We start from the raw sequence: 24,554 nt of genomic DNA, 5'->3' as shown, positions 1-24,554 counted from the left end.
CATGAAACTTGACTCATCGGTCGCCGCCGTCGTCACCGGCGGCGCTTCCGGCCTTGGTGCTGCCACCTCGCGCGCGCTGGCTGCGCAAGGCGTGAAAGTCGCGATCTTCGACTTCAACGAAGAGAAGGGTGAAGCCATCGCCAAGGAAATCGGCGGTGTGTTCTGCAAGGTCGATGTCACCTCGGACGAGCAGGTCGATGCGGGCTTTGCCAAGGCCCGCGCGGCGCATGGCCAGGAGCGCATCCTGGTAAACTGCGCCGGCACCGGCAACGCGGTGAAGACCGCCGGCCGCGACAAGAAGACCGGCGAGCCCACCCACTTCCCGATCGACGCCTTCAACCGCATCATCCAGATCAACCTTGTCGGCACCTTCCGCTGCATCGCCAAGTCGGCGCAGGGCATGCTGTCGCTGGCTCCGCTGGAGCACGGCGAGCGTGGTGCGGTCGTCAATACAGCCTCCGTCGCGGCCGAGGATGGCCAGATGGGGCAGGCGGCTTATTCTGCCTCGAAGGCCGGCGTGGTCGGCATGACCCTGCCGATCGCGCGCGACCTGATGGCCGAAGGCATCCGCGTCAACACCATCCTGCCGGGCATCTTCAACACCCCGCTGCTGCAGGGCGCCCCGGAAAACGTCAAGGCCGCGCTCAGCGCGTCGGTGCCGTTCCCCAAGCGTCTCGGCATGCCGGAGGAATATGCGCATCTGGCGCTGACCATGATCACCAATGGCTACTTCAACGGTGAAGACGTCCGTCTCGACGGCGCCATCCGCATGGCTCCGCGTTAAGCGATCAGGAGACCAAAGCGATGTCCGAAGAAACCCCGGTCCTCACTGAAGTCCGCGGACCGATACTGATCATCACCCTGAACCGGCCGGAAGCCAAGAACGCGGCCAACCTCGCCCTCTCCAAGGGCGTGGCCGCGGCGATCGACCGGCTCGACGCCGACGATTCCCTGAGCGTCGGCATCATCACCGGCGCCGGCGGCACATTCTGCTCGGGCATGGACCTCAAGGGGTTCCTGAAAGGCGAGCGGCCGTCGATCCCCGGCCGCGGCTTCGCCGGCCTGACCGAGGCCCCGCCGAAGAAGCCGCTGATCGCGGCTGTCGACGGCTACGCGCTCGCCGGCGGGATGGAGATCGCGCTGTCGTGCGACATGATCGTCGCCAACCGCAACGCGAAGTTCGGGATCCCCGAGGTGAAGCGCGGACTTGCGGCAGCGGCCGGCGGGCTGATCCGCATGCCGCGCCAGATGCCGTTCCGTGTGGCGATGGAGTTCGCATTGACGGGCGAGTTCTTCGGCGCCGAGCGCGCCCATCAACTCGGCATCATCAATCGCGTGACCGACGGCCCGGCGCTCGACGCCGCGCTTGAGCTCGCGGCAGCGATCGGCGCCAACGGCCCGCTCGCCGTCAAGGCATCCAAGCAGGTGATCGTCGAATCCCGGCTCTGGCCGGAAGATGAGATGTGGAAGAGGCAGCAGGAGATCGTCGGTCCTGTCTTCGTATCCGAGGATGCCCGCGAGGGCGCGGCTGCCTTTGCCGAAAAGCGCGCGCCGAACTGGAAGGGCAAGTAGGGCATCGCCTGTTTCGATGACGGAGCGTCGGTTTTGATCGAAGCAGAACCGGCGCTCTAAACTTTTTACGATGCCTCGCCGCACGCCGGCGGGGTTCCATGAGAGCGCTATTGGGTGATTGATGCGCAGCTTTACCGAAGACCAGGTTATTTTCCGCGACTCCTACCGCAAGTTCCTCGCCAGCGAGATCACGCCTCACATGGAGGAGTGGCGGGAAGCCGGCATCGTCGACCGCGGCGCGTTTAAGAAGGCCGGTGACCTCGGCTTCCTGATGATCTGGCCCGAGGAAAAATACGGCGGAATGGGCGACGAGGACTTCCGTTACGAGCAGATCATCATCGAGGAGACCGCGCGCTCGGGCTGCAAGGGCTGGTTCAACACGCTGCACAGCCGACTGGTCGGTTCTTACTTCAAACGCTTCGGCACCGAGGAGCAGCGCGACCGGTTCCTGCCGAAATGCGTCAGCGGCGAGACCATCCTGGCCATCGCGATGACCGAACCCGGCGCGGGCTCGGACCTCGCCGGCATGCGGACCACGGCGGAAGACAAGGGCGATCATTTCCTGCTCAATGGCTCGAAGACCTATATTTCCAACGGAATCAATTCCGACGTGGTGCTCGTGGCGGCCAAGCTCGCGGGCGCCGAGAAGAAGCATGCCATGGTGCTCCTGATCGTCGAGCGCGGCATGGAAGGTTTTGAGCGCGGCCGCAATCTCAAGAAGATGGGCATGCCGGCGCAGGACACTGCCGAACTGTTCTTCAACAATGTGAAGGTGCCCAAGGCCAACGTGCTCGGAGAACCCGGCAGGGGCTTCTACTATCTGATGGAAGGCCTTGCCGAGGAGCGGCTGATCTCCGCGGTCGGATCGATCGCCAACGGCCGCAAGGCGTTCGACATCACGCGCGCTTACGTGATGGACCGCAAATTGTTCGGCCGGCCGCTCGCCGAACAGCAGAATACCCAGTTCCGCATGGCGGAGATGGATGCCGAAATCGATCTCGTGCAGGTCTATGTCGATCACTGCGTGGCCGAGCACAATGCCGGACGCCTGACCAGCAACATGGGCGCCAAGGCCAAGATGATGTCGTCGGAGGTCGAGTGGAAGATGCTCGATCTTGGCGTCCAGTTGCACGGCGGCGCGGGATACATGGACGAATATCCGATCAGCCGCATGTTCACCGATGCACGCGTCAATCGAATCCTCGCTGGAAGCTCCGAAGTGATGCGGCTGATCATCGGCCGCGATGTCTTCTCGGAGCACTACAAGAGCATTCTGGACTAGCCGGTCACCATCACCGCCTAGCTGCCTCCGCTCCGCGTCAGCCGCGGGCCTGCCGCAGTGGTTCGCGCGCATGCTCCTTCGAGCGCAGCAATGCATCGACGAAGATCGGCTCCCAGGAGCGGATGTGAGTGCGCAGCAGGGTGGTCAGCGCCTCGGTCTCGCCGGCGAGCGCGAGCTCGATCAACCGGTAGTGCTCGGGCACTGACGCTTGCTGCCGCTCGTGGCCGGCGCGGGAGCTGATGCCGTAAAGCCGCATCTTGTCGCGCAGGCCCATCACCGTGTCGGTCAGCAGGTCGTTGCCGGCGGCCGCGATGAACTCGCGATGATAGTTGCGGTCGGCTTCCAGATAGAGCTGGACGTCGTCGGTCTCCACGGCCCTGGCGATCTGGTCGGCCCAGCCGCGTACGATTGTTAGATCCTTCGGTGGATTGGCGGCGACCAGCACGGCGGCGTGCAGCTCGAGCACTTCGCGCATGTCGAACAAGTTGCGCAGTTCGGTCAGCGTCGGCTCCACCACCTTGAAGCCGCGGTTGCGCATCGGCTCGACCAGGCCGCCGCGGCTGAGCTCGAGCAGCGCCTCGCGCACCGGCGTTGAGGAGACGCCGAGGCTCGCCGCGAGACTCGGCACCGAATACATCGTGCCCGGAAGGCTCTGCCCGGAAATGATCTCGGCCCGCACCCGCTGCAGCACCTGTTCTCGCAAATTCTGGTCCATCGGTGGTCGTGGCCGCCTCTCGCTGGGAACTCCGATTCGTCGCTGATTATTACTTAGCCTTGACGCCGCCGGTAGCGTATGACGTAAATGTGTAACGCATTACAAAAATGCGTCCAAGGGGCGATCGGATAGTGAGACGGCGGTGAAACAGCGGCTACCCGGCTATTGCACGCTTTGTCGCTCGCGCTGCGGTGCCGTCACCGTAGTCGAGGATGGGCGTCTTGTCGGTGTAGAGGTATTAAATAACCACCCGACCGGCGGCGCCCTATGCGCCAAGGGCCGCGCGGCCCCAGAAATCGTCGCCAGCCCGCGCCGGCTGACCGTCCCGCTCAAGCGGACCCAGCCGCGCGGTGCTGCCGATCCGGGCTGGGTCGAGGTGTCGTGGGACGAGGCGTTGACCGAGATCGCCGAGAAGCTCGGTGCGATCCGCGCCGAGAGCGGCGCCGAAGCGGTGGCGTTCGGCGTTACCACGCCGAGCGGCACGCCGATGGTCGACAGTTTCGAGTGGGTCGAGCGCTTCATCCGCGGCTTCGGCAGCCCCAATCTGATCTATGCGGTCGAGATCTGCGGCTGGCACAAGGACTATGCGCACGCGCTGACCTTCGGCCGCGGCATCGGCTTTCCCGATTACGACAATGCCGATGCGATTATCCTGTGGGGCCACAATCCGGCGCGGACCTGGCTTGCCCAGGCAACGCGGATCGCCGATGCGCGGCGGCGCGGCGCCAAGGTCGTGGTGATCGATCCCAAGCCGAACGGCTCGGGGCAGCAGGCCGATCTGTGGCTGCGCATTCGCCCGGGCGCCGATGGCGCGCTCGCGATGGGGGCGATCCGTCACCTCATCGCGACCGGCGGCTTCGATGCGGATTTCGTCAACGCATGGACCAATGGATCGCTGCTGGTCGATCGTGCGACGGGACGCTTCCTGCGCGCCGACGCATTGTGGCCGGATGGCGCGCCGGAGGCTTTCGTTCGTCTCGATGCGTCGGGCGCGCCCGTGCCTTGCGACACCCGCTACGCGCCGGAGAGCTGTGGCCAGCTGCGTGGCGCGCTGCAGGTCCGCACACGCGACGGCCGGCTGATAGCGGCGGCTACCGCGTTCGAACTGCTCGTCGAGCGAGCTGCGCCATACACGCCGGCGCGCGTCGCGGAGCTGACCTGGCTTCCTGTCGAGGACGTCGACGCGTTCAACACGCTGCTCGCTCGCCGGCCGCGGCTCGCCTACCATTCCTGGACCGGCGTCGGCCAGCACACCAACGCGACCGCGATCGAGCGCACGATTGCAACGTTGTATGCGCTGACCGGCGCTTGCGATCGGCCCGGCGGCAATCGCTGGCCGGTGCCGCCGCCGACCCGTGCCCTCAACGACTACAACATTCTGTCGCCGGAGCAGCAGGCTAAGGCGCTGGGCATTACTGAGCTGCCGCTCGGCCCGCCGGCCAAGGGCTGGATCACGGCGCGCGACTTCAGCCGGGCCGTGCTTGACGGCGAGCCCTACCGGGTGCGCGCGCTGGTCGCCTTCGGCACCAACTTCGTCGTCTCGCAGGGCCATTCCGAGCGCAACCGCGCCGCGCTGAACGCGCTGGAATTCCAGGTTCATATCGACATGTTCATGAACCCGACCGCGGAGAGCGCCGATTTCGTGCTGCCGGCCAGCACGCCGTGGGAGCGCGATGCGCTCAAGATCGGATTTGAGATCACGCAGGAAGCTGTCGAGACCGTGCAGTTTCGCCCGCGCATGGTCGAGCCGGTCGGTGAGGTGAAGGCCGATTACGAGATCGCCGCCGCGCTCGCGCTCAAGCTCGGGATGGGCGACTTGTTCTTCGGCGGCGACATCAAGGCCGGGTGGAACTATCAGCTGGCGCCGCTCGGCATCGGTGTCGAGGATCTGCGCGACCATCCGGAAGGACGCCGTTTCCCGCAAGTCTTCCGCGACGAAAAATACGCCGTGGCGCGCGAGAACCGAACGGTTGCCGGATTCTCAACGCCGACGCGCCGCGTCGAGCTTTATTCCGAGCTGATGCTGGGGCACGGGTATGATCCCTTGCCCGACCACGTCGAGCCGGTCGGCAGCCCGCTCGCGGCAGCGCCGGACGCACGCTTTCCGCTCGCGCTCTCCACCGCCAAGAGCGGCTGGTTCGTTCACTCCTCTTATCGGCACGTCGCCTCGCTGCGGCGCAAGTCGCCCGATCCGGCCGTCGAGATCAATCCGCAGCTCGCCAAGCGGCGTGGCCTTGCCGAAGGCGACTGGGCCGTGGTGGAGACGCATGGCGGTGCCGTGCGCCTGAAGGTACGCATCAATGCGGCGCTCGACGATCGCGTCGTCGTCGCCGAATTCGGCTGGTGGGAAGACTGTCCGCCGCTCGGCCGCGAGCGTTCCGCGACGGCAGGCATCCACACCCGCAACATCAACGCCGTGCTGCATGACGATGCGCGCGATCCGGTCAGCGGCTCCGTCCCGCTGCGCGCGATCGTCTGCGATATCAGGCGCGACGGCGTCGCCAGTCGCGGCCTGTGGAGCGGTCAGCGGCGTTTCACGGTCGGCGCGCGTCGCGCCGAGGCGGATAATGTCATCGCGCTCAACCTGCTGCCGCTTGACGATGGTCCGCTGCCCGACTTCCTGCCGGGCCAGCACGTGATGGTCTCGCTGCCCGGCGCAACGCAGGCACGGGCCTATTCGCTGACCGGATCGGGCGATCGGCCGGATGTGCTCTCGATAGCGGTGAAGGGGCGCTTCTTCAATGAGGCGCCGAGTGGCGATGCGCCGTTCTTCATGCCGGATCGTCTGCACCATCTTGCCGTCGGAGACGAGGTCGTGCTGGAGCCGCCGGGCGGCATCTTCACGCCGCCATTGAAGGGGCAGCGGCCGCTGATCTTCCTCGCCGCCGGCATCGGCATCACGCCGTTCATCAGCCATCTCGAAACGCTGCAACGGATCGCACCACGAGATCGCGTTGGCGAAATCTTGCTGCTCCACGGCTGCCGCAGCAGTCGGGAGCATCCGTTTGCCGAGCGGCTTGCGGAGCTGGAAGCCGGTATTCCGGGGCTGAAGCGTGTGACGTTCTATTCCGCGCAGTTCGCGCAGGACCCGATCGACTCGCATGCGTTGCGCAAGGGGAGGGTTGATCTCGGACAGGTCAAGCCGCTGTTGCCGCGCCGGCCGCTGGTCTACATCTGCGGCTCGCCGGAATTCGTTGCGGCACAGATCGAGGCCGTGACGGCGCTTGGCGTGCCGCGCTTCGACATTTTCGCCGAAAGCTTCGTGTCGCCGCCGTCGGTACCGAGCAATCTTGCGCCGCGCACCGTCCGGCTTGCGGGCAGCAAGCAGAGTTTTTCCTGGGGGCCGGAGCAGGGGACGCTGCTTGATGCGGCGGGTGCGGCGGGCGTCGCGCTGCCGAGCGGCTGCCGTGTCGGGCAATGCGAAAGCTGCGCGGTTCAGGTCGTCGATGGCGAGTTCACCCATCTCGGCGCTGTCGATGGCAGTGAGGGACAGTGCCTTGCCTGCCAGGCCGTGCCGCTGACCGATCTCACGCTCGCGCTTTGATGACGAAACCCGATTGAAGGCAGTAACCGAATTACCGGAAGGGGATCAGATTGATGACGAATGCAACGCACGATCAAACCGTGAGCTTACGAAAACCTGTCGCGGACAACGTCATCGCGCAATTTTCGCAAGCCCTGGTGGCATTCGCGGAGCGCTGGTTTCCGGATGCCTACGTCTTCGTCCTGATCGCGGTGATTGCGGTCGCAATCGGCGCGATCCTGCATGGCGGTTCGCCGCTCGCCGTCAGCCGCGCGTTTGGTGACGGGTTCTGGAACCTGATTCCCTTCACGATGCAGATGGCGCTGGTCGCGATCGGCGGCTATGTCGTGGCGATGTCGCCGCCGGTGGCGGCCGTGCTGGCGCGGCTCGCCAGCGTGCCGAAGACCGGGCGCGGCGCCGTGGTCTTTGTCGGTGTGCTCAGCATCTTCCTGTCGCTGCTGAACTGGGGCCTGAGCCTGATCTTCTCCGGCCTTCTGGTGCGCGAGATCGCACGGCGCACCGACATCAGGCTCGACTACCGGGCGGCCGGCGCCGCCGGCTATCTCGGGCTCGGCTGCGGCTTCACCCTCGGCATCACCTCCTCGGCCGCGCAGCTGCAGGCCAATGCCGGCAGCATTCCGGCGTCGCTCCTGCCGATCACCGGCGTGATCGGTTTCTCCGAAACCATCTTGACTTGGCAGAATATGGTCACCGTCGTGATGGTGACCGTCGTGTCCGCGGCGATCTGCTATTTCACGACGCCGGCGCCCGATCAGGCCAGGACGGCAGAAGACCTCGGCGTAGCGCTCGGCGATGATCGCATCGAGGCCAGGAAGCCGGCGCGTCCGGGCGACTGGCTCGAGTTCAGCCCGCTGCTGACGATCCTGATCGCCGTGCTTGCCGCCGGCTGGTTGTGGCAGACATTCCAGTCGGGCAATCCGTTGATCACGCTGTCGGGCCTCAACACCTATAATTTCGTCTTTCTCATCCTCGGCATCGTGCTGCACTGGCGACCGCGCAGCCTCATCGAGTCGTTCTCGAAGGCGATGCCGAGTGTCTCCGGCGTGCTGTTGCAGTTTCCGTTCTACGCCGGTATTGCGCAGATCCTGACCAAGGTCCCGAACAGCAGCGGCACGACGCTGTCGGACACGATCGCACACTGGTTCGTCGGTGCCTCCAGCAATTCCACCGTGTTTTCGTTCCTGGTCGGAATCTATTCGGCGCTGCTCGGCTTCTTCGTGCCATCGGCCGGCGGAAAGTGGATCATCGAGGCGCCCTACATCATGAAGGCGGCCAACGACATCGGCGCGCATCTCGGCTGGACGGTGATGGTCTACAACATCGCCGAGACGCTGCCGAACTTCATCAACCCATTCTGGATGCTGCCGCTGCTCGGCATCCTCGGCTTGAAGTCGAAGGACCTGATCGGCTACACCTCGGTGCAGTTCTTCATCCATTTCCCGATCGTGATGCTGCTGGCGGCGATCCTGATGGCGACCTTCACCTATCACCCGCCGATCCTGCCCTGAGCGACCATGGCCGGGCACCGGGATGCACGGTGTCCGGCCAATTCAGCGCTCCATGACCGTCACCACCAAAACTGTGCTGTTTTTCCGCTGGCCGTGAATGAGGCGTCGCGCCGGGCTCTTATCTTTGGTCAGCCATTTCATTGACCGCCGCGCGGTTCGGCCGGATATTGATGCGCGATATCCGTGTCGTCCAAGGCCCCCGCAATGAGACATGACCACCGCAGCTTGATGTGCGACATGCGAAGCCGCATGCAGCATCGCTGCGTCTCAGCGGCGACCGGCGTCTGTTGTTGTTGATCGCTTCGACAAATCCAAAGCATCCGACAATCTGACTGGAGCGCCGTCATTCGGCGATCGAACACGCATGTCCCAAACCCAAATGTCCCAAGCCTATGTCATCGAAGTATCGGATCGCACCGCTGGCATCGTCGTCAGCGATAGCCGCGGCTTCTGCTTCTTCTCCTCCGACCGCGCCTTTGACGTCCTCGACGGCGGCTATTTCGGCTCCGCGCGCGCCGCGGAGCGTGCTGTGAGGGCGCACTTGCAGCAGCGCCGCGAGGTTCGGGGCCGTGCGACGCGCGGTTGAGGCCGTGTCTCAGGAGGCCGCGGCGAGCGGCGGCGAGACCACCTGCGGCGCCCCGAGCGCCTGCGTGGTAGTCGTTGCCAGCTGGAAGCGGATGCCGTGCAGCGAGCAGGTCAGCGGGATGTCGCGAAAGTCGTCGTGGAAGGCGCGGATCCGGCGCGCCAGCTCGCCGGCGCTGATGCCGGCGGGAAGCTCGCACATCTCGCGGTACATCCGCCGCGTGCTCTTGATTCCGCACCAGGCGATCTCCAGTTCCGCCAGCGGCATGGGATTGCAGCCGAGATCGCGCGACATCCGCCAGAACAGATGGGCAAGCCGCACATAGGCGATCTGTTCGAGCCCGCGCACGCTGATCTTGTCGGGAATGATGAAGGTCTCGACCCCGACGATCGGGCCGGAATCGACGCGCGCGGCCATCACATGGGCCGTCGCGCCGAAGGTGCGGGCACCGTCATAGAGCGCGAAATGCGCCGGCGCCCAGCCGGGATATTGCGGCGGGCCGGGATGGAAATTGTAGGCGCCATGGCCGAGCGTCGCCAGAATGTGCTCCGGCACGATGACGCTGGTGGTGAAGGCCAGCAGCCGGGCCTCGCGCAAGACCTCCGGCTCGATCGCGGCGAGCTCGTCGGCCGTTACCGCGCAGCGGAATGACAGCGCCGGATTGTGTGCCTTCAACAGCTCGGTAAGCGCGAATTGCTGGTTCGCGACGCCGGTAAGAAGGATGATTGTCTTCACGTGTCGATGTCCTTCCCTTGCTCCGTCTTTCCGGCGTTCATCAGCCGCGCTGCCCGGCCATCACGACGACGCTCCCGGCATCGCGGGATTGGCCCACGGTGCGGAACAGGTCGGCCGGCAACGTCTGCCACGGCGCGATCTCGATGATGCGGTTGTTTGCGCTTTTCGCGGCCGATTTCGCCGCGCGGATATCGTCCTGCCAGGGGCAGAGTGCGAGCTCGAGCCGGCCGAACCCGCCGCAATCGGCCGCGAACGCGCCGGTGACCGCCTCGATGCTGGCAGCCATTTCGCGCGCGTCGCTGGTCGCGATATCGCGCATGATCACGGTGATCGCATCATTTGAAGCCGCCTGCGACCGGATCACGATCATGGCGTCACGGCCGCCGCTGCGGCTGGCGCGCCGCGCGGCCCGCATCGCGACGCCGAATTCGGCATCCGGTCCAAGATCGCTGCTGTCGGTGGGCAGGTCGTGAACGACCGTGGTGTGGCGGGGCGTGCCGGCGTCTTCGGCCGGAGCGTGATATGAGCGCGGCAGCCAGACGGTGTCGAGCGCCATCTGTGACGATGTCAGGCTCCAGGCCTGGTCGAGCAGATAGCCTTCCCAGACCGCGGGATAGGCGCTCGCGATGTGATGCCAGTTGCGCAGCACCGCTTCGGCGGCAGGCGAACGGGCGAGATAGAGGGTGCGCGCCGACATTTCCCACCGGTTCCATTTGTGAAGCGCGATGTCGCATGCGAGGGACGACGGCAGCATTGGCGGCTCGCTGAGGACTGCGTCGGCCTCGATGAACAGCAGCGGCTCGCGATGCTGCTCCCACATCCGCAGCAAGAAGGCGGATTTCTCGGCTGCGCGCATGTGCTCGCCGTCTGCGGTGTCGATCGGTGCGATATCGCAGGGGATCCGAAATTCGGCCAGCTTGTCGCGGAGAGCGCGGGCATGGTCGTCGCCGCAAGCGCGGGGATAGCAGGAGACCACGCGCAGCGATGCCTCGGACCTTGAGCCTTGCTCGGGCGCGATCGGGCGCCAATTGAGGCCGCCCCACCACATCTCATGCGGGCCATCGAAGCTCGGCCCGATTGTTCCGAAGTCGGTCAACTTGGATTTCAGGAAGTCGAAGGCGGGATTCTCGCCGAAGGGGACGACGACCGCGCAGTCGGTGCGAAGCGACCGGTAAAGCATCTCGGCGGCGGGGCCGCTCGGCGGCTCGACGAGGATGATGACGCCATGGTCCCTCGCCGGCGCCGAGCCGGCCTGATGGACGACCGCGGGTCCGAGCCGCTCCGACAACCATGCGAGCCGCCGGCGCTGCGCCGCGCTCATCCGGATGCCGTTCGCCGCCAGCAATTGGTCGAAATTCGTCTGCAAGCCGTCCGCTTGCGCCGTGTCAACAGACATCATGCCCGCACTACCCCTCGTTAACCTTCTACGTGCGGGGCGGCCGGATCAGGCGGACAAATCAGCTGTCGTTGTTCGTTGTCGGCATGCCTCTGGCGCTGCGCCAGGTCAGTGTGGCCGAAGCGGCGCCGTTGCCGTCGCGGTCCGCGACCGCAAGGATGCGGTCATGGTCGAGGGCAGTCAGCGCGACCGTGTAGATGGCGACGTCGTCTTCGAAGCCGTCGACGGGGATGAGCAGCATGCCGTCGTCACTGGTGGCGCGGAAGTGACGGCCGCGCCGTTCGAGGCCGACATCGATGAGCCGTCCCTCGGCGATCGCTGTCACGTTCGAACCCTCGGCGGCTTTCGCGGCGCTCTCGCCATATTGGACCGTGATGCCGTGGAGCATCCCGTCGCGGGTGAGCTTGGCCAGCGGCAGCACGATAGTCGCGATTGCCATCCGGCGCGACAGCGGGATCCGCAGGCGAAGATCGCCGAGCCCGCTGTGATAGACGCTGATCGCCTCCAGCGACGCCTGGCCGTTCCGCTCGAACAGACCGACCTGCAGCGTCCCGCACAGTGCTTCGCCGAACACATTCGCGGGCAGGCGACTGGCGCCGAACAGCGTGTAGAGATAGGCATGGGACGGCGACAGGGCGGCAAAGCTGCCCGCCAGCCACATCGGGGGCGCCGGAGCCGTGCAGGCGGTCATGAGGCCGCGGGCGATGATGCTATCATTGACGAAGTCGGCATCGAGCAATGGCGCCAGCGCCGGGGTGCCGAGATTAACGTCATGCTTGATGCCGCCGAGCAGCGCGAGCTCATCATCGTCCGGCAGCAGCAGGAGGCGGCCGAGCACGGCGGCGGTCCAGCGCGCCGCGACCGCGGGGGCGGCATCGGGCTGCAATCCGTAGCGTGGTGCCAGCTCGCGGGCGCGCGAAACATAGGCCAGCGTTCCGGATTGCACCTCGGTCGCCAGCGCCAGCTGGGCGGCCGGGCGCTGATCACCCTCGCGCAATACCTCATCGTCGCGATAGTCCCGCGCCGATCCTTCGGTCGAACAGCACAGCTGCTCCAGCAAGGCGACGTTGCGGATCAGCACGCGCTTGACGTGCGGCGTGACGACGCGATCAGAGACCAGGCCCTCCGCGGTGTCGTCATCGGAGATGCCGTCGAAGGCATCGTCAAGCGTCAGCAGATAGGCGCCGTGCAGGCGGATGCGGATGCCCTCGCGATCGAAAATTCGCCGCAACGACTTCTGCACGCTTGCGGAATAGCCGAGGTCGACCAGGATCAGATCGGTGCAGCCATCGAAATCCCGGATATGCGCGCGAAGATAGGTCAGCAAACGGGTCCGGACACCGGCAGCGATATCGGTGATCTCGCGCGGGTCCATCAGATCGGGCAGGGCGTCGGCGAGTTCGCGGCCGCTGGCAATGCCGTCGGGATACTGCGCGAAGAACTTCATCACGGCGGGCGGCTGCACCTTGACGATGTCGATAAAGGTCGCCGCGTCGATCTTGACGACCCGGCCCAGCAGCTCACAGAGTGGTTCGAGCGTATCGGCAGACCCGACCAGGCTGACGCGACGATTGATCTCGATATAGGCGCCGGTCTCGCCGTGGTTTGCCTGCCAGACGCGATGCGGCAGCAGGCCGTCGCGGCCGAGGAATCCGACCGCAACGCGCGCGCCCTCGCGAGCAAGCGTGCTGCGCCGCGCAGAAATGAATGCGTCGAACGCCGCCATCACGGGGCCGAGCACGGTCACGCCGAGGTTGAAGGCGGGAGAATGCTCCGCGCTCTTCGCCGTCACCGCGCGCCGCAGCGTGCGGGCGCCGCAGTCGAGCCGCGACGGCTGATCGGGGCACAGCAATTCAAAGATCGATGTCTCGCGTTGAAACTTGGAAGCCAGCGCCGCGCCGGCCTGCGGGTAGTAGCGCGGACGGATGCCGTGACGGCGCGCGCCCTTGATATCGGCGGTGTGGTTGTCGCCGACATGGAACGAGCTTGCCGCGTCGATGCCTTGCTCGGCGAGATAGGCCTCAAACAGCGCCTCGCTCTTGCTGCTGCCGTGATCGCAGGACGCATAAAGGAAATCCCAGCTCAGCCCGGGACTGCAGGAACGCAGCAGCTGCGCGAGTTGGTCGGTGCTCCAGTAGGTGTCGGAAATGAAGCCGACGCGAAAGCCGCCGCGCTTCATGTCCAGATATTGCTTGAGCATTTCGGGATTGACGCGGCACAGCTCGAGTTCGGTCTCGAACTCGATCTGCGCAAGATCCTGCAACGCATCGCGGCTCAGACCGAACAGCCTGAACGGAAAGTATTTGTAGATGTCGGCGATGTGCACTTCAGTTGAGCCGCGCCGCTCTAGCGCTACCTTGCGCGCCCGCGCCTCCGCCTGGATTCGATGCTGAACGAAACTGGCGGACATGTTCGGAAATTTTTCAGCAATGCAGGAACGCTGAAAAACCCTTTCAAATACGCCATCCGCCGTCGTGCAGGCGCGCAACAGAAATGTATCGAAAACATCGAATGAACATGCAGAAACATTCTGCGCTCGACGCGTCGCGTCGACCGTCATGATTGTCATGCGCAAAATTCCCGCCAGTCCTCATGCGTTGAACGCGCGCGTGAGACAAATCAGGCGCGACAGTTCAAAAAAGTTGATGCGGGATTCGAAAACGCGCGCTTCGCGACTGACAGATTCAAAAAATCCGATAACGTCGAAACAGTGATTCGGAAAAAATTGCCTAGTCGCAATCGTCGAATGCAAGATGGCGACCAACGGCGGTGAGTCACTCGCATGCTCGGCGCATGCATGGGTTCGCGTGGCGTTAGTTGGTGTGACAACAGCGTTTTCCGACGCGACGATCTCTTCCGCGGAAATGCGAGGCGATGCTGAACGACTGCTCCAAACTCCGTCGCATTTTTCCCTGCGCCTACGCGCAGCGGCAGCTTTTGCCGGGCGGTCGGCAAAAACATCCAGCTAAGCGTTTGAAAAATAACGAAAAAAGTTCGCCTGGTTTGCTGGACCCCTCCGTTCAACGCTCAGAAGCCGCATGGAATGTGTGCCAGCGGCGTTGGTTGGAGAGCGGCGGATGAGTTACGCGCTTGATATGAGGGCACCGGCCGAAGTGGAGGCCACGCCGGCCGCGGTTGCACCGGCCGAAGCGGCTGCTCCGTGGAGCAACGTCCCCACCGTTGCCGATGCGGGCCCGCTCGACACCGTCGAGATCCACGACGAAGACAATGACTTGCTCGACCGTCTCGCCGCCGGCGACGAGACGGCATTTCGTGCTCTGGTCGAACGCCACGTCGATCGCGCCTACGCGATCGCGCTGCGCATCGTCGGCAACGCCGCCGACGCCGAAGACGTCGTGCAGGACACGATGCTGAAAGTGTGGACCCATCGCGGCCGCTGGCAGCATGGCCGCGCAAAGTTCTCGACCTGGCTCTATCGCGTCGTCAGCAACCGCTGCATCGATCTGCGCCGCAAGCCGCGCACCGAGAATGTCGATGTCGTGCCCGAGGTCGCAGACACCCAGCTCGATGCCTCCGCCGTGATCGAGCGCAACGAGATCGGCAATCTGCTGGAGGTCGCGATGCAGCGCCTGCCCGAGCAGCAGCGCGTCGCAGTGATCCTGTCGTATCACGAGAACATGAGCAACGGCGAGATCGCCGAGGTCATGGACACGACCGTGGCCGCGGTGGAGTCGCTGTTGAAGCGAGGACGGCAGCAGCTGCGCGAGATGCTGAAGCGGCACGAGCGCGACCTGCGCGGCGCTTTTACCGACTGCTAACCATAAATTCCAGCTTCTGAAGATTTTGCGCCTGACCACCGGCGGCCGGCCCGTTTGATCGGCGGACGGGGGCTGGATCCGCGTCACCTCTCTTTTTCACGATGCGGCATGCCATGCCCCATCAGCACAGGAGCTACTCATGCCGGCAATCTCCACCAACACCGCCGCGAACTCCGCGGTCCGTTACCTCAACATCAACTCGCAGCAGGAAACCAGCGCGCTGTCGAAGCTGTCGAGCGGCTCGCGCATCACCTCGGCTTCCGACGACGCGGCCGGTCTTGCGATCTCGACCCGCATCTCCTCCGACATCACGACGCTGCAGCAGGCCGCCACCAACGCGGCGCAGGCGACCTCGATCCTGCAGACCGCCGACGGCGGCGCCTCCAACATCTCGGATATCCTAGCCCGCATGAAGTCGCTGGCTTCCGAGTCCGCCTCGGGCACCGTGGCCGATTCCAGCCGCGCCTACATCAACTCGGAATTCACGCAGCTCAAGGGCGAAATCGACTCGATCGCCAGCGGAACCCGCTACAGCAGCCAGAGCTTGCTCGACGGTTCGAGCGTGTTCTCCTCGGGCGTCTCGGTGCTGGTCGGTTCGACCTCGGCCGACACCATCACGATCACGCTGACGAGCCTCACGGCCTCGTCGCTGTCCGTGACGTCGCTCGATGTGTCCAGCCTGTCGAGCGCCACCAGCGCGATGACGGCTCTCGACACCGCGATCGATAAGGTTTCGTCCGCACGCGCCGAGATCGGTGCTCAGGAATCCCGCTTCAACTTCAGCGCCGACTCGATCTCGACCCAGACCCAGAACCTGCAGTCGGCCAACTCGGCGATCAAAGACGTCGATATCGCTTCCGAGCAGGCGACGCTGTCTTCGGCCGAGGTGAAGACCCAGGCCGCGGTCTCCGCTGAAACCGCGGCGAACCAGATGCCGCAGTACCTGCTGAAGCTGCTCGGCTAATTCGAAAGATCGATCGGGCCGGCATGATGCCGGCCCGGTTCCTATCGCGGCGGAAGTGTCGACATGACGGTTAGCAGCGCCACCTCGAGCACATCAAACACGACGTCGACCAGTTCTGCCAGCACGGTGACAACGACCGGCACGACCAATTCGACCAGCATCGATTGGGATGCCCTGATCGAGGCCGAGGTCAATGCCAAGCTCGCAGCGGCGACCTCGATCACCACGACGATCACCGCGAACCAGGCCAAGATCACGGCCTATCAATCGCTGCAGACCGAGCTGTCGACGCTGGCAACCGGGTTGTCGTCGCTCAGCACCTCGATCATCAATTCGATCGCCACCAACGCGTTCGCCACCCGGGCGGCGACGATCTCGTCCACCGGTGACGTCAGCGCCTCGTCGGCACTGAACATGAGCGTCAACAGCGGCTCGGCGACCGGCGATCACACGCTTCAGATCACCCAGCTCGCGACCGCGCAGAAGGTGATCGGCTCCTCGCAGCCGAGCAGCTCGACGGCGCTAGGCCTCTCCGGCACTTTCTCGCTCGGCCTGTCCGGCGGCACCGGCACGGCGATCTCGATCACCAGCGGCATGTCGATGCAGGATATCGTCGACACCATCAACGCCCAGACCTCGACCACCAATGTCCAGGCCTCCATCGTCCAGGTGTCGAGCGGGTCCTACGAGATGGTGCTGACGGGGACGCAGGACGCCGCTGACATCGCCTATTCGTCGACGTCGGGCGATGACATCCTGAACAAGCTCGGCGTCACCGACACGTCCGGGGCGTTCACCGACGTGCTGCAGAAGTCGCAGTCCGCGGAGTTCACCCTCGACGGCATCGCGCTCACGCGTAACACCAACGACATTTCCGACGTCCTGTCCGGTGTCACGTTCGACCTGCTGCAGCCGACGCCGAGCGGCACCAGCCTCAACATCAGCATCGAGACCGACACCAGCCAGATCACGTCAGCGCTGCAGACCTTCGTCACCAACTACAACGCATTTCGCGACCAGGTGATCGCGCAGTCGGCGCAGAATTCCGACGGCACGGCCGCGTCGAGCGCGGTGCTGTTCGGCGACAGCACGATGCGCGATCTCATGACCCAGCTGCAGCAGGTGCTCAGCGGGACGGTCGGCGGCATGACGATGGCCGATCTCGGCCTGTCCTTCAATGAGAACAACGAGCTCCAGCTCGATACCGGAACGCTGTCGACGGTGCTGACGCAAAATCTCGCCGGCGTCACCCAGCTGCTGTCGGCGCAGACCGCCACTTCGTCCAGCCAGCTCAGTGTGGTCAATACCGGCACATCGCCGCAATCCTTCACGCTCGACCTCACGGTGGACTCCACCGGTACGCTGACCGGAGCCTCGGTCGGCGGCGACAGCTCCGGCTTTTCGGTGGTCGGCAACACCATCATCGGCAATTCAGGAACGATCTACGCCGGTATGGCCTTCACCTATACGGGCTCGACCTCGCAGTCGATCACGGTGACATCGTCGTCCGGTTTGGCGACGCAGCTCTACCAGCTCGCGCACACCAGTTCCGGAACCAGCGGTCAACTCCAGACCATGATCACCAACTTGCAGTCGCGCGACACCGACCTGCAGTCCCAGGTCAGCGACATTCAGAGCAATGCGGCGACGTTCAAGGCTCAGCTGCAGGTTCAATACGCCAATTACCAGGCGGCCATCGAAAGCGCGAACAACACGTTGGGCTACCTGAAAGCACTCCTAGACGCAGCATCGAGTAACTGATGACACAGAATGCCACGGCCTACCAAGCCAACAATGCCTATCGATCCGCAGCGGTGGCGGTTCCGCCGCTGAAGGCGGTGGTGATGCTGTGCGACGGCGCGATCACGCTGTTGCAGAAGGCGCTGGAAGCGCACGAGACGAAGCGCTTCGAGGAAGGGCACATCTATCTGACGCGGGCGACCGCGATCCTGCGCGGGCTGAGCCACAATCTCGACTTCACCCGTGGCGGTGCGATGGCCGATCGTCTCTACCGCACCTATAACGCCCTGATCATGGCGTGCCTGCGCTCCTATGGCCGGCCGCAGGCCAGGGAGAATTTCCGGCGCATCATCGCGAGCCTGGCGGAACTGCGCGACGCCTGGAAGATCGTCGAGGCGACCGCCGGCAAGGCCGCCAAGGCCAGGGCACTCGACATGACGCTCGAATCAGCCGCCGGCCGCTGAGCCCGGAGAGGGCCGCGAATCACCCGGCGAGGGCGCTTAGCCGGCGCAGCAAGGGCCTGGGCGGGCGCTCCCGGTTAGGGAAAATAGCCGTGCGGCAAGCACCATGCTGGACCTGATGCGGCAGCGGCGGAAATTGATTTCCGCCGTCCCGCGAATGCTTTATGACAGCCTTGGCGACGAGGCTGGATCTGCGCGCGCGATGGACGTTGCGACATTCGAAGACCTGATCGACCGGCTGGGGGAGGATCTGTCCCGCTGGCCCGACGATCAACGTCTTGCCGCCGTCCAGCTCCTGGCATCTTCGGCCGAGGCGCGGACGCTCTACGAGGAGGCGAGTGCGGTACGCGGCGGGCTCGCGGCGCCGCCGGTTCGCGCACCCAAGGGTCTTGCCGACCGCATCGTGACCGCGGCGGCGAAGTTGCCCCAGAAGCCCGCTTCGGGGCCGGCCTCGGTTGACGATCAGCCGAACGATGCACAAGCACCGGACCAATCCGCACAGCAAGGCAAGGTGCTGCCGGCGCTGCTGCTGGCCCTCTGCCTGTTGCCCGCATTGACGCCGCCGGCATTGATGCTCGGCGAGCCGGATCTGCCGATCAGCCTCTCGCTCTAAGACCTTCCGCATTGCCATTGCAGCTGTCCGCGTGCCTTCGCGGCGAGATGCTTGCGCACGCCTGCGAGCCGCGAACCCGCCATGGACACGGCAAATTCTGCCGATTCATCAAGTGATTCCGGGTGGATGAATCCGCGCCTGAAATCGGCGCGTCATCCGTTTTATCTGCGAACGACATCACGACCCCAATGTTCCACCGCGTTCCGTCGCGCATCCCGCGGCGAAGAGAGCCTTGTCATGACCGTCTCCTCGGCAACCTCTGCTGCAACCTCCACCACGTCGAGCTCGTCGTCGAGCGCGTCGATAGGGATGAGCTCGACCGATTTCCTCAACCTTCTCGTCAGCGAGCTGCAAAACCAGGATCCGCTGAACGCCACCAGCACGACCGACTTCATCAACCAGCTCACCTCCTACGCCAACTTCACCGAGCAGCAGTCGACCAACGCCAGCATGACATCGCTGGCGAGCTCGTTCTCGAGCCTCGTGACGCTCAACTCGGTCAACTATATCGGCCACACCGTCGAGGCGAAGACGAACACGGCGGAGCTGACCAACGGCTCGGCGACCTTCGGCTACTCGCTCACCTCGGCTGCGTCCAACGTCGCGATCACGATCCAGGACTCCTCGGGCAACACGGTGTGGAGCGGCAAGGGGACCGGAACCGCCGGCTCCAACACCTTTACCTGGAACGGTCAGACCTCCGACGGCACCCAGCTCAAGGACGGCGGCCAGTACACGGTTCAGGTGACTGCGACCGACTCCGCCGGAAACTCGCTGCTCAGCTACACCACGATGACGGGAACGGTGACCGGCATCGATGCCTTCGGCTCGACGCCGTCGCTGCTCGTGAACGGCGTCCCCGTCAGCGCCGCCAACATCATCGGCGTCACGTCCTGATTGCCTCCGGAGTCATATCATGAGTCTCACTGGTGCTCTTTCCTCGGCGATCTCGGCGCTCAATGCGCAGAGCCAGTCGCTGGCAATGATTTCCGACAACATTTCCAACGCCGATACCACGGGCTACAAGACCACGTCGGCGATGTTCCAGGATCTGGTGACCGCGTCGAACAGCGCCACCTCATACACGTCCGGCGGCGTCACGGTGTCCGGCCGCGCCAACATCACCCAGCAGGGCTTGCTGTCCGCGACCACCAACGCCACCGACGTCGCGATCCAGGGCAGCGGCTTCTTCGTCACCACCAACGCGACGTCCGGCGGCACCACTTCCTATACGCGCAACGGCGCGTTCACCACCGACAATCTGGGCTATCTCGTCAACAACGGCAACTACCTCGAGGGCTGGCGCACCGACGCTGACGGCAACATCGTCGGCAATGCCTCTGCCGCGAGCCTCGGACCGATCAACACGCAGGTGGCGTCCACCAGCGGCAGCGCCACCACCAAAACCACGGTCGCGGCGAACCTGCCGGCCGATGCCGCCGTCGGTGCGACCTTCAATAGCTCGATGACGGTCTACGATTCGCTTGGCACGGCGAGCACGATCCAGATCGACTGGAAAAAGACCGCCGACAACAGCTGGCAGGCCAGTTTCGAGACGCCAAAGCTCGCGTCGGACTCCACGACAGACAGTGCCAGCGCGATCACCGATACGGTGGATATCACCTTCAACAGCGACGGCTCGCTCGCCTCGACCAGCCCGAGCCCTCCCGTCATCTCGGTGACGGGTTGGAAGGATGGGGCGGCCGACAGTTCTGCCGCCAACGGCACGGCCATCACGCTCAATCTCGGTACGGCCGGCAAGACCGACGGCCTCACGCAGTATTCATCGGGCGAGACCACGCCAGCCGTCGATCTCACCAGCATCACGTCGGACGGTCTGCCCTATGGCAAGCTGAGCAGCATTTCGATCGGCAAGGGGGGCGTGGTCGACGCCACCTACTCCAACGGGCAGACGATCGCGATCTACAAGATTGCGGTCGCGACCTTCAGCGACCCCAACGGATTGAGCGCGGCTAGCGACGGCATGTACTCCGCGACGGCAGCTTCCGGCAACGCCACGCTGCAGACCTCGGGCACCAACGGCGCCGGCACGATCTACGGCAGCGAGCTGGAGTCGAGCACCACCGATACCAGCGGCCAGTTCTCCAACATGATCTCGGCGCAGCAGGCCTATTCGGCGGCCTCGCAGGTGATCACCACAGTCGACAAGATGTTCGATACGCTGATCTCGGCGGTGTCGCGATGATGACCGAAAAGCAAAATGACCGCTTGCTGGTCAGGCTTCAGCGGCTGAAGGCGAAGGCCGCTGCGGTCCGGCCGAACGATCGCGCGCAGCTTCGTGCGTTGCTCGACGATGTCGGAACGTTGCGGGACCAGCTAATGCGCGAATGCGCGCGGCTCGACCATGAACTCAACCGGGCCGCGGTCCGGGTAACGGCAATCACCGCGTACGGGCGCAGCGCACAATCGGTTCGCGCCCTGCGTCGCGGACACTAGCTTGAACGGGAGCGATGACATGACACCGGAACGCAACATCAAGATCAATCCCGCGGGAAATGACGAGCGCGCAAGGTCGTTGATCGCGCTGATCGACAATCTGATCGCGATCGTGAACGAGGAGAATGTCGAGCTCGCCAAGGGCTTGCCGGCCTCGCGGCTGAAGCAGGTCGACGAGAAGCATCGACTTGCCACCCTGTTCGAGCAGTGTGTGGCGGAAGCGGTCGGCAAGACGGCAAATCTCAACGTCCAGGACCGCGTGCTGCGCGAGCAGCTGATGGACCGGATCCTGAAGCTGCGCATGGCGATGGACGAGAATGTGATGCGGCTACGCGCTGCGATCGATGCCAGCAATCGTAGGATCGAGGCGATCATGCAGGCGATCCGCGAGCAGATCGCCAACGTATCGCCTTATGGCGCCGGCGGTCGTCGCGTCACGCCGGCGATGTCCTATGGCACCAACGTGCGGGCCTGATCGGGCCGGCGCCGGAGGGAGTTGGTCGTGTCGTCGCTCGATATCGCACGAAGCATCGCATTCAGCGGGCTGTCAGCCACGCAGGTGCAGATCAGCGTAGCTTCGGCCAATATCTCCAATGCCGACACCAAGGGCTATACCGCGAAGACCGCCAACCAGAGCAGCAGCGTCACTTCCGGTGTCGGTACCGGCGTCACGATCACGGGGATCAGCAGCGCGGTCGACGAGCTGCTCCTGAAGTCGCTGGTCGGGGCCGATTCTGATCTCGGCGCCGCCGATACCACCAACAGTTTTCTGACCGAGCTCCAGCAGCTCTATGGCAGCACCTCGAGCTCGGACAGCTCCACAACGGGCACCTCGCTGGCCAACACGATCGCGGCATTCGAGTCGGCGTTGTCGTCGCTGGCGAGCACGCCGAGCAGCGCGTCGCTGCAATCGAACGCCGTCAGCGCGCTTGCGGCGATAACGACGCAGCTGCAGCAGACCTCGAACGGCATCCAGACGCTGCGCTCCAATGCCGACCAGGACATCGAGTCGTCGGTCACCGATATCAATTCCGACCTGCAGCAGATCTCCGACCTCAACAAGCAGATCAAGCAGCAGGCGGCAGCCGGGCAGTCGACGGCCGATCTGGAGGACCAGCGCAACAGCGCGCTGCAGGATCTCGCGTCGATGATGAATGTGAGCTATTTCACCACGTCGACCGGCGATCTGCAGGTCTATACCGGATCGGGACAGGCGCTGGTCGATAGCACGGCGCATCCGCTGAGCTATACGGCGCTGCCCAGCGTCACGGCGTCGACGACGTACAGCGCGGGATCGTCAAGCGGTTTCAGCGGCATCACCGTCAATGGCGTCGACATCACCTCGCAGATCTCCTCGGGCAAGGTCAGCGCGCTGATCACGCTGCGCGACCAGACGCTGCCGGCCGCGCAGTCGCAGCTCGACGAGCTGGCCCGGCAGCTGACCGCGACCGTCAACGCGGTATCGAACCAGGGCACGTCGGTGCCGCCGCCGGCCAGCCTGACCGGAACTGCCACTGTGAGCAGCACGACGCCGTTCTCGGCGACCGGCACGGTGCGAATCGCCGTTGCGGACAAGAGCGGCAATCTGGTGTCCTACCAGGACCTCGATCTGTCGTCCTACGCCACGGTCGGTGATCTCGCCACCGCGATCAACGGTATCTCGGGGCTGTCAGCTTCGGTCGATGCTAACGGACACTTGTCGATCTCGACGACCACATCCAGCAACGGCGTTGCGATCAACGAGATGACGAGCTCGGTCGGCAGTTCGGGCGAGGGCTTTTCGGATTACTTCGGGTTCAACGACCTGATCACCGGGACCGGCGCGTCCGACATCGCCGTTCGCAGCGACATCCTCAACGGCACGGCGGCGCTGCCGACGGCGACGCTCGATGCGTCGTCCACGATGACGGCCGGAAACTCGGTGCTGTCACCGGGCTCGGCGACGGTGGTGAACGCGCTCTCGAGCGCGCTGACGGGGTCGACCAATTTCGGCATGGCCGGCGGCCTCGGGGCGACCACCGGCTCTTTCACGGACTACGCGGCCGCCATCGTCGCCAACGTCGCCGGCAAGGCGACCCAGGCGTCGGCGGCCTACACCGCCAAGCAAACCGCGCAGTCGACTTATGCGAATTCGCTGTCGTCGCAGTCCGGCGTCAACATTGACGAGGAATCCGCAAATCTGAGTGCGTTGCAGAACAAATACGCCGCCGCGTCCCAGATCATTACCGCCGTCAACGCCATGTTCTCGGCGCTGATGACCGCGATGAGCGCCAGCTGAGCCCGAGGCCGTCGTTATGATGATGCGTGTTGCCACCTTTGCTCAGTCGGACCAGATGATATCGAACGCGCTGCGGGTGCAGGCGGTGATGGCCAACGAGCAGGTGCAGGAGTCCTCCGGGCTGCAATCCGAGGATTTCGGCGGCTATGGTTCCGGCGCCGGGCGCGTGATCAATTTGCAGGTGTCGGTGACGCGCGCGCAGTCCTATATCGATGCCAGCCAACTCGCCGACAACAAGGTGCAGGTGATGTATTCGGCGGTCGGCTCGGTGACCGACATCATCACGCAGTTGCGGACCCAGCTCAGCGCGGCCACCACTGGCAGCAGCACGGCGACGGCATCGGTCATCAACTACGCCCAGCAGGCCATGGCGCAGATGCAGGGGCTGCTCAACACCCAGTATGACGGCGAATATGTCTTCAGCGGCGCCCGCACCGACACCGCGCCGGCGGACCCGTCGAGCTATGGGACGGGCACCGGATCGCTGACGACATCAGACACCAGCTACTACAAGGGCGACGGCGAGATCGCGTCCGTGCGCGTGTCGGACAGCCAGTCGATCTCGTACGGCGTCACCGCCGACAATCCAGCATTCGAGCAGGTCATGCGGTTGCTGAAATACGTCGGCAACAGCAGGACGCTGTCGTCGAGCGACATCACGCAGGCGCTCGACCTCGCGAGCAATGCGCTGGATGCCACATCCACCGTGCAGGCAAAGTTGTCGGCCGCGGCGTCGCAGATCGAGACCGCCAGCACAAACCAGAGCGATTACCAGAATTTTGCGAAGACGCTGTCGACGGACCTCACCAGCGTCGATGTCGCGGCCGTGACGGCACAGCTTTCGACCTATCAGGCGCAGCTGACGGCGTCCTATTCGGCGATCTCCAAGATCCAGAGCATGAATCTGGCGAGCTATTTGCGATAGTT

21 protein-coding genes are annotated in these 24,554 nt (G+C 64.5%); 17 read left to right on the top strand and 4 right to left on the bottom strand.

Annotation, left to right across the window (positions count from 1 at the left end):
* Nucleotide 1: 1 nt before the first annotated feature.
* From ACVI1L_RS00355 to ACVI1L_RS00345, 3 genes are all read left to right on the top strand, one after another.
* On the top strand, nt 2-784 hold the full coding sequence (locus ACVI1L_RS00355; protein ID WP_028336964.1) for an SDR family NAD(P)-dependent oxidoreductase: 783 nt from the start codon (nt 2-4) through the stop codon (nt 782-784).
* A gap of 20 nt (nt 785-804) precedes the next feature.
* Nucleotides 805-1,572 (top strand): crotonase/enoyl-CoA hydratase family protein, encoded by a 768-nt coding sequence (locus tag ACVI1L_RS00350; RefSeq protein WP_057020591.1) that lies wholly within the window; start codon nt 805-807, stop codon nt 1,570-1,572.
* 121 nt (nt 1,573-1,693) lie between these two features.
* Nucleotides 1,694-2,854 (top strand): acyl-CoA dehydrogenase family protein, encoded by a 1,161-nt coding sequence (locus tag ACVI1L_RS00345; protein WP_253625911.1) that lies wholly within the window; start codon nt 1,694-1,696, stop codon nt 2,852-2,854.
* Nucleotides 2,855-2,891: 37 nt separating this feature from the next.
* Here the strand turns inward: ACVI1L_RS00345 and ACVI1L_RS00340 are convergent, their stop codons facing one another.
* Complete coding sequence (locus ACVI1L_RS00340; RefSeq protein ID WP_229193290.1) at nt 2,892-3,569, bottom strand: GntR family transcriptional regulator; 678 nt, start codon at nt 3,567-3,569, stop codon at nt 2,892-2,894.
* A gap of 142 nt (nt 3,570-3,711) precedes the next feature.
* Between ACVI1L_RS00340 and ACVI1L_RS00335 the strand changes: the two genes are divergently transcribed.
* The 3 genes from ACVI1L_RS00335 to ACVI1L_RS00325 all read left to right on the top strand — a co-directional run bounded on the left by ACVI1L_RS00335 (nt 3,712) and on the right by ACVI1L_RS00325 (nt 9,207).
* A complete protein-coding gene (locus tag ACVI1L_RS00335; RefSeq protein ID WP_456782021.1) occupies nt 3,712-7,113 on the top strand; it encodes a molybdopterin-dependent oxidoreductase in 3,402 nt (1,133 codons plus the stop codon).
* Between the two features lie 53 nt (nt 7,114-7,166).
* Nucleotides 7,167-8,621 carry a short-chain fatty acid transporter gene (locus ACVI1L_RS00330; RefSeq protein WP_057020588.1) on the top strand — a complete coding sequence of 485 codons (1,455 nt, stop codon included), beginning with the start codon at nt 7,167-7,169 and terminating at the stop codon, nt 8,619-8,621.
* 364 nt (nt 8,622-8,985) lie between these two features.
* The gene (locus ACVI1L_RS00325) at nt 8,986-9,207 is read left to right on the top strand and encodes a hypothetical protein (protein WP_168856081.1); all 222 of its coding nucleotides are present in this window, start codon (nt 8,986-8,988) and stop codon (nt 9,205-9,207) included.
* 9 nt (nt 9,208-9,216) lie between these two features.
* Here ACVI1L_RS00325 and ACVI1L_RS00320 read toward each other — a convergent pair whose 3' ends face one another.
* The 3 genes from ACVI1L_RS00320 to ACVI1L_RS00310 are packed head-to-tail and all read right to left on the bottom strand — an operon-like array spanning nt 9,217 to nt 13,745.
* Complete coding sequence (locus ACVI1L_RS00320) at nt 9,217-9,939, bottom strand: formyltransferase family protein (RefSeq protein WP_456782020.1); 723 nt, start codon at nt 9,937-9,939, stop codon at nt 9,217-9,219.
* A 40-nt stretch (nt 9,940-9,979) separates the two neighbouring features.
* On the bottom strand, nt 9,980-11,338 hold the full coding sequence (locus ACVI1L_RS00315) for a hypothetical protein (RefSeq protein WP_168856079.1): 1,359 nt from the start codon (nt 11,336-11,338) through the stop codon (nt 9,980-9,982).
* A 58-nt stretch (nt 11,339-11,396) separates the two neighbouring features.
* Nucleotides 11,397-13,745: a hypothetical protein gene (locus ACVI1L_RS00310; RefSeq protein ID WP_456782019.1), complete on the bottom strand. Its 2,349-nt coding sequence runs from the start codon at nt 13,743-13,745 to the stop codon at nt 11,397-11,399.
* A gap of 667 nt (nt 13,746-14,412) precedes the next feature.
* Here ACVI1L_RS00310 and ACVI1L_RS00305 point away from each other — a divergent pair.
* From ACVI1L_RS00305 to ACVI1L_RS00255, 11 genes are all read left to right on the top strand, one after another.
* Nucleotides 14,413-15,114, top strand: coding sequence for an RNA polymerase sigma factor (locus ACVI1L_RS00305; protein ID WP_456782018.1), 702 nt, complete (start codon nt 14,413-14,415; stop codon nt 15,112-15,114).
* Between the two features lie 139 nt (nt 15,115-15,253).
* Nucleotides 15,254-16,078 carry a flagellin gene (locus ACVI1L_RS00300; RefSeq protein WP_028336954.1) on the top strand — a complete coding sequence of 275 codons (825 nt, stop codon included), beginning with the start codon at nt 15,254-15,256 and terminating at the stop codon, nt 16,076-16,078.
* A gap of 63 nt (nt 16,079-16,141) precedes the next feature.
* The gene (gene fliD / locus ACVI1L_RS00295) at nt 16,142-17,839 is read left to right on the top strand and encodes a flagellar filament capping protein FliD (RefSeq protein WP_456782017.1); all 1,698 of its coding nucleotides are present in this window, start codon (nt 16,142-16,144) and stop codon (nt 17,837-17,839) included.
* Nucleotides 17,839-18,282: a flagellar export chaperone FliS gene (locus ACVI1L_RS00290; RefSeq protein ID WP_456782016.1), complete on the top strand. Its 444-nt coding sequence runs from the start codon at nt 17,839-17,841 to the stop codon at nt 18,280-18,282. Before fliD ends, ACVI1L_RS00290 begins: the two co-directional genes overlap by 1 nt.
* A 103-nt stretch (nt 18,283-18,385) precedes the next feature.
* The gene (locus ACVI1L_RS00285; protein WP_456782015.1) at nt 18,386-18,892 is read left to right on the top strand and encodes a hypothetical protein; all 507 of its coding nucleotides are present in this window, start codon (nt 18,386-18,388) and stop codon (nt 18,890-18,892) included.
* A 237-nt stretch (nt 18,893-19,129) separates the two neighbouring features.
* Nucleotides 19,130-19,789 (top strand): flagellar hook assembly protein FlgD, encoded by a 660-nt coding sequence (locus ACVI1L_RS00280; protein ID WP_456782014.1) that lies wholly within the window; start codon nt 19,130-19,132, stop codon nt 19,787-19,789.
* 19 nt (nt 19,790-19,808) lie between these two features.
* A complete protein-coding gene (flgE, locus tag ACVI1L_RS00275; RefSeq protein WP_141339833.1) occupies nt 19,809-21,098 on the top strand; it encodes a flagellar hook protein FlgE in 1,290 nt (429 codons plus the stop codon).
* Nucleotides 21,095-21,349, top strand: a complete 255-nt coding sequence (locus ACVI1L_RS00270; RefSeq protein ID WP_456782013.1) for a hypothetical protein — start codon at nt 21,095-21,097, stop codon at nt 21,347-21,349. The genes flgE and ACVI1L_RS00270 overlap by 4 nt, the downstream gene beginning before the upstream one ends.
* A gap of 19 nt (nt 21,350-21,368) precedes the next feature.
* Nucleotides 21,369-21,824 carry a hypothetical protein gene (locus ACVI1L_RS00265; protein ID WP_038379117.1) on the top strand — a complete coding sequence of 152 codons (456 nt, stop codon included), beginning with the start codon at nt 21,369-21,371 and terminating at the stop codon, nt 21,822-21,824.
* 27 nt (nt 21,825-21,851) lie between these two features.
* Nucleotides 21,852-23,627, top strand: a complete 1,776-nt coding sequence (gene flgK / locus ACVI1L_RS00260) for a flagellar hook-associated protein FlgK (protein WP_456782012.1) — start codon at nt 21,852-21,854, stop codon at nt 23,625-23,627.
* A 16-nt stretch (nt 23,628-23,643) separates the two neighbouring features.
* Nucleotides 23,644-24,552 (top strand): flagellin, encoded by a 909-nt coding sequence (locus tag ACVI1L_RS00255; RefSeq protein ID WP_456782011.1) that lies wholly within the window; start codon nt 23,644-23,646, stop codon nt 24,550-24,552.
* Nucleotides 24,553-24,554 lie beyond the last annotated feature (2 nt).

This window comes from Bradyrhizobium sp. USDA 4516, from assembly GCF_054055915.1.
Note: the sequence above shows the minus strand (reverse complement) of the source record. Positions and strands in the feature narration are given on the sequence as shown.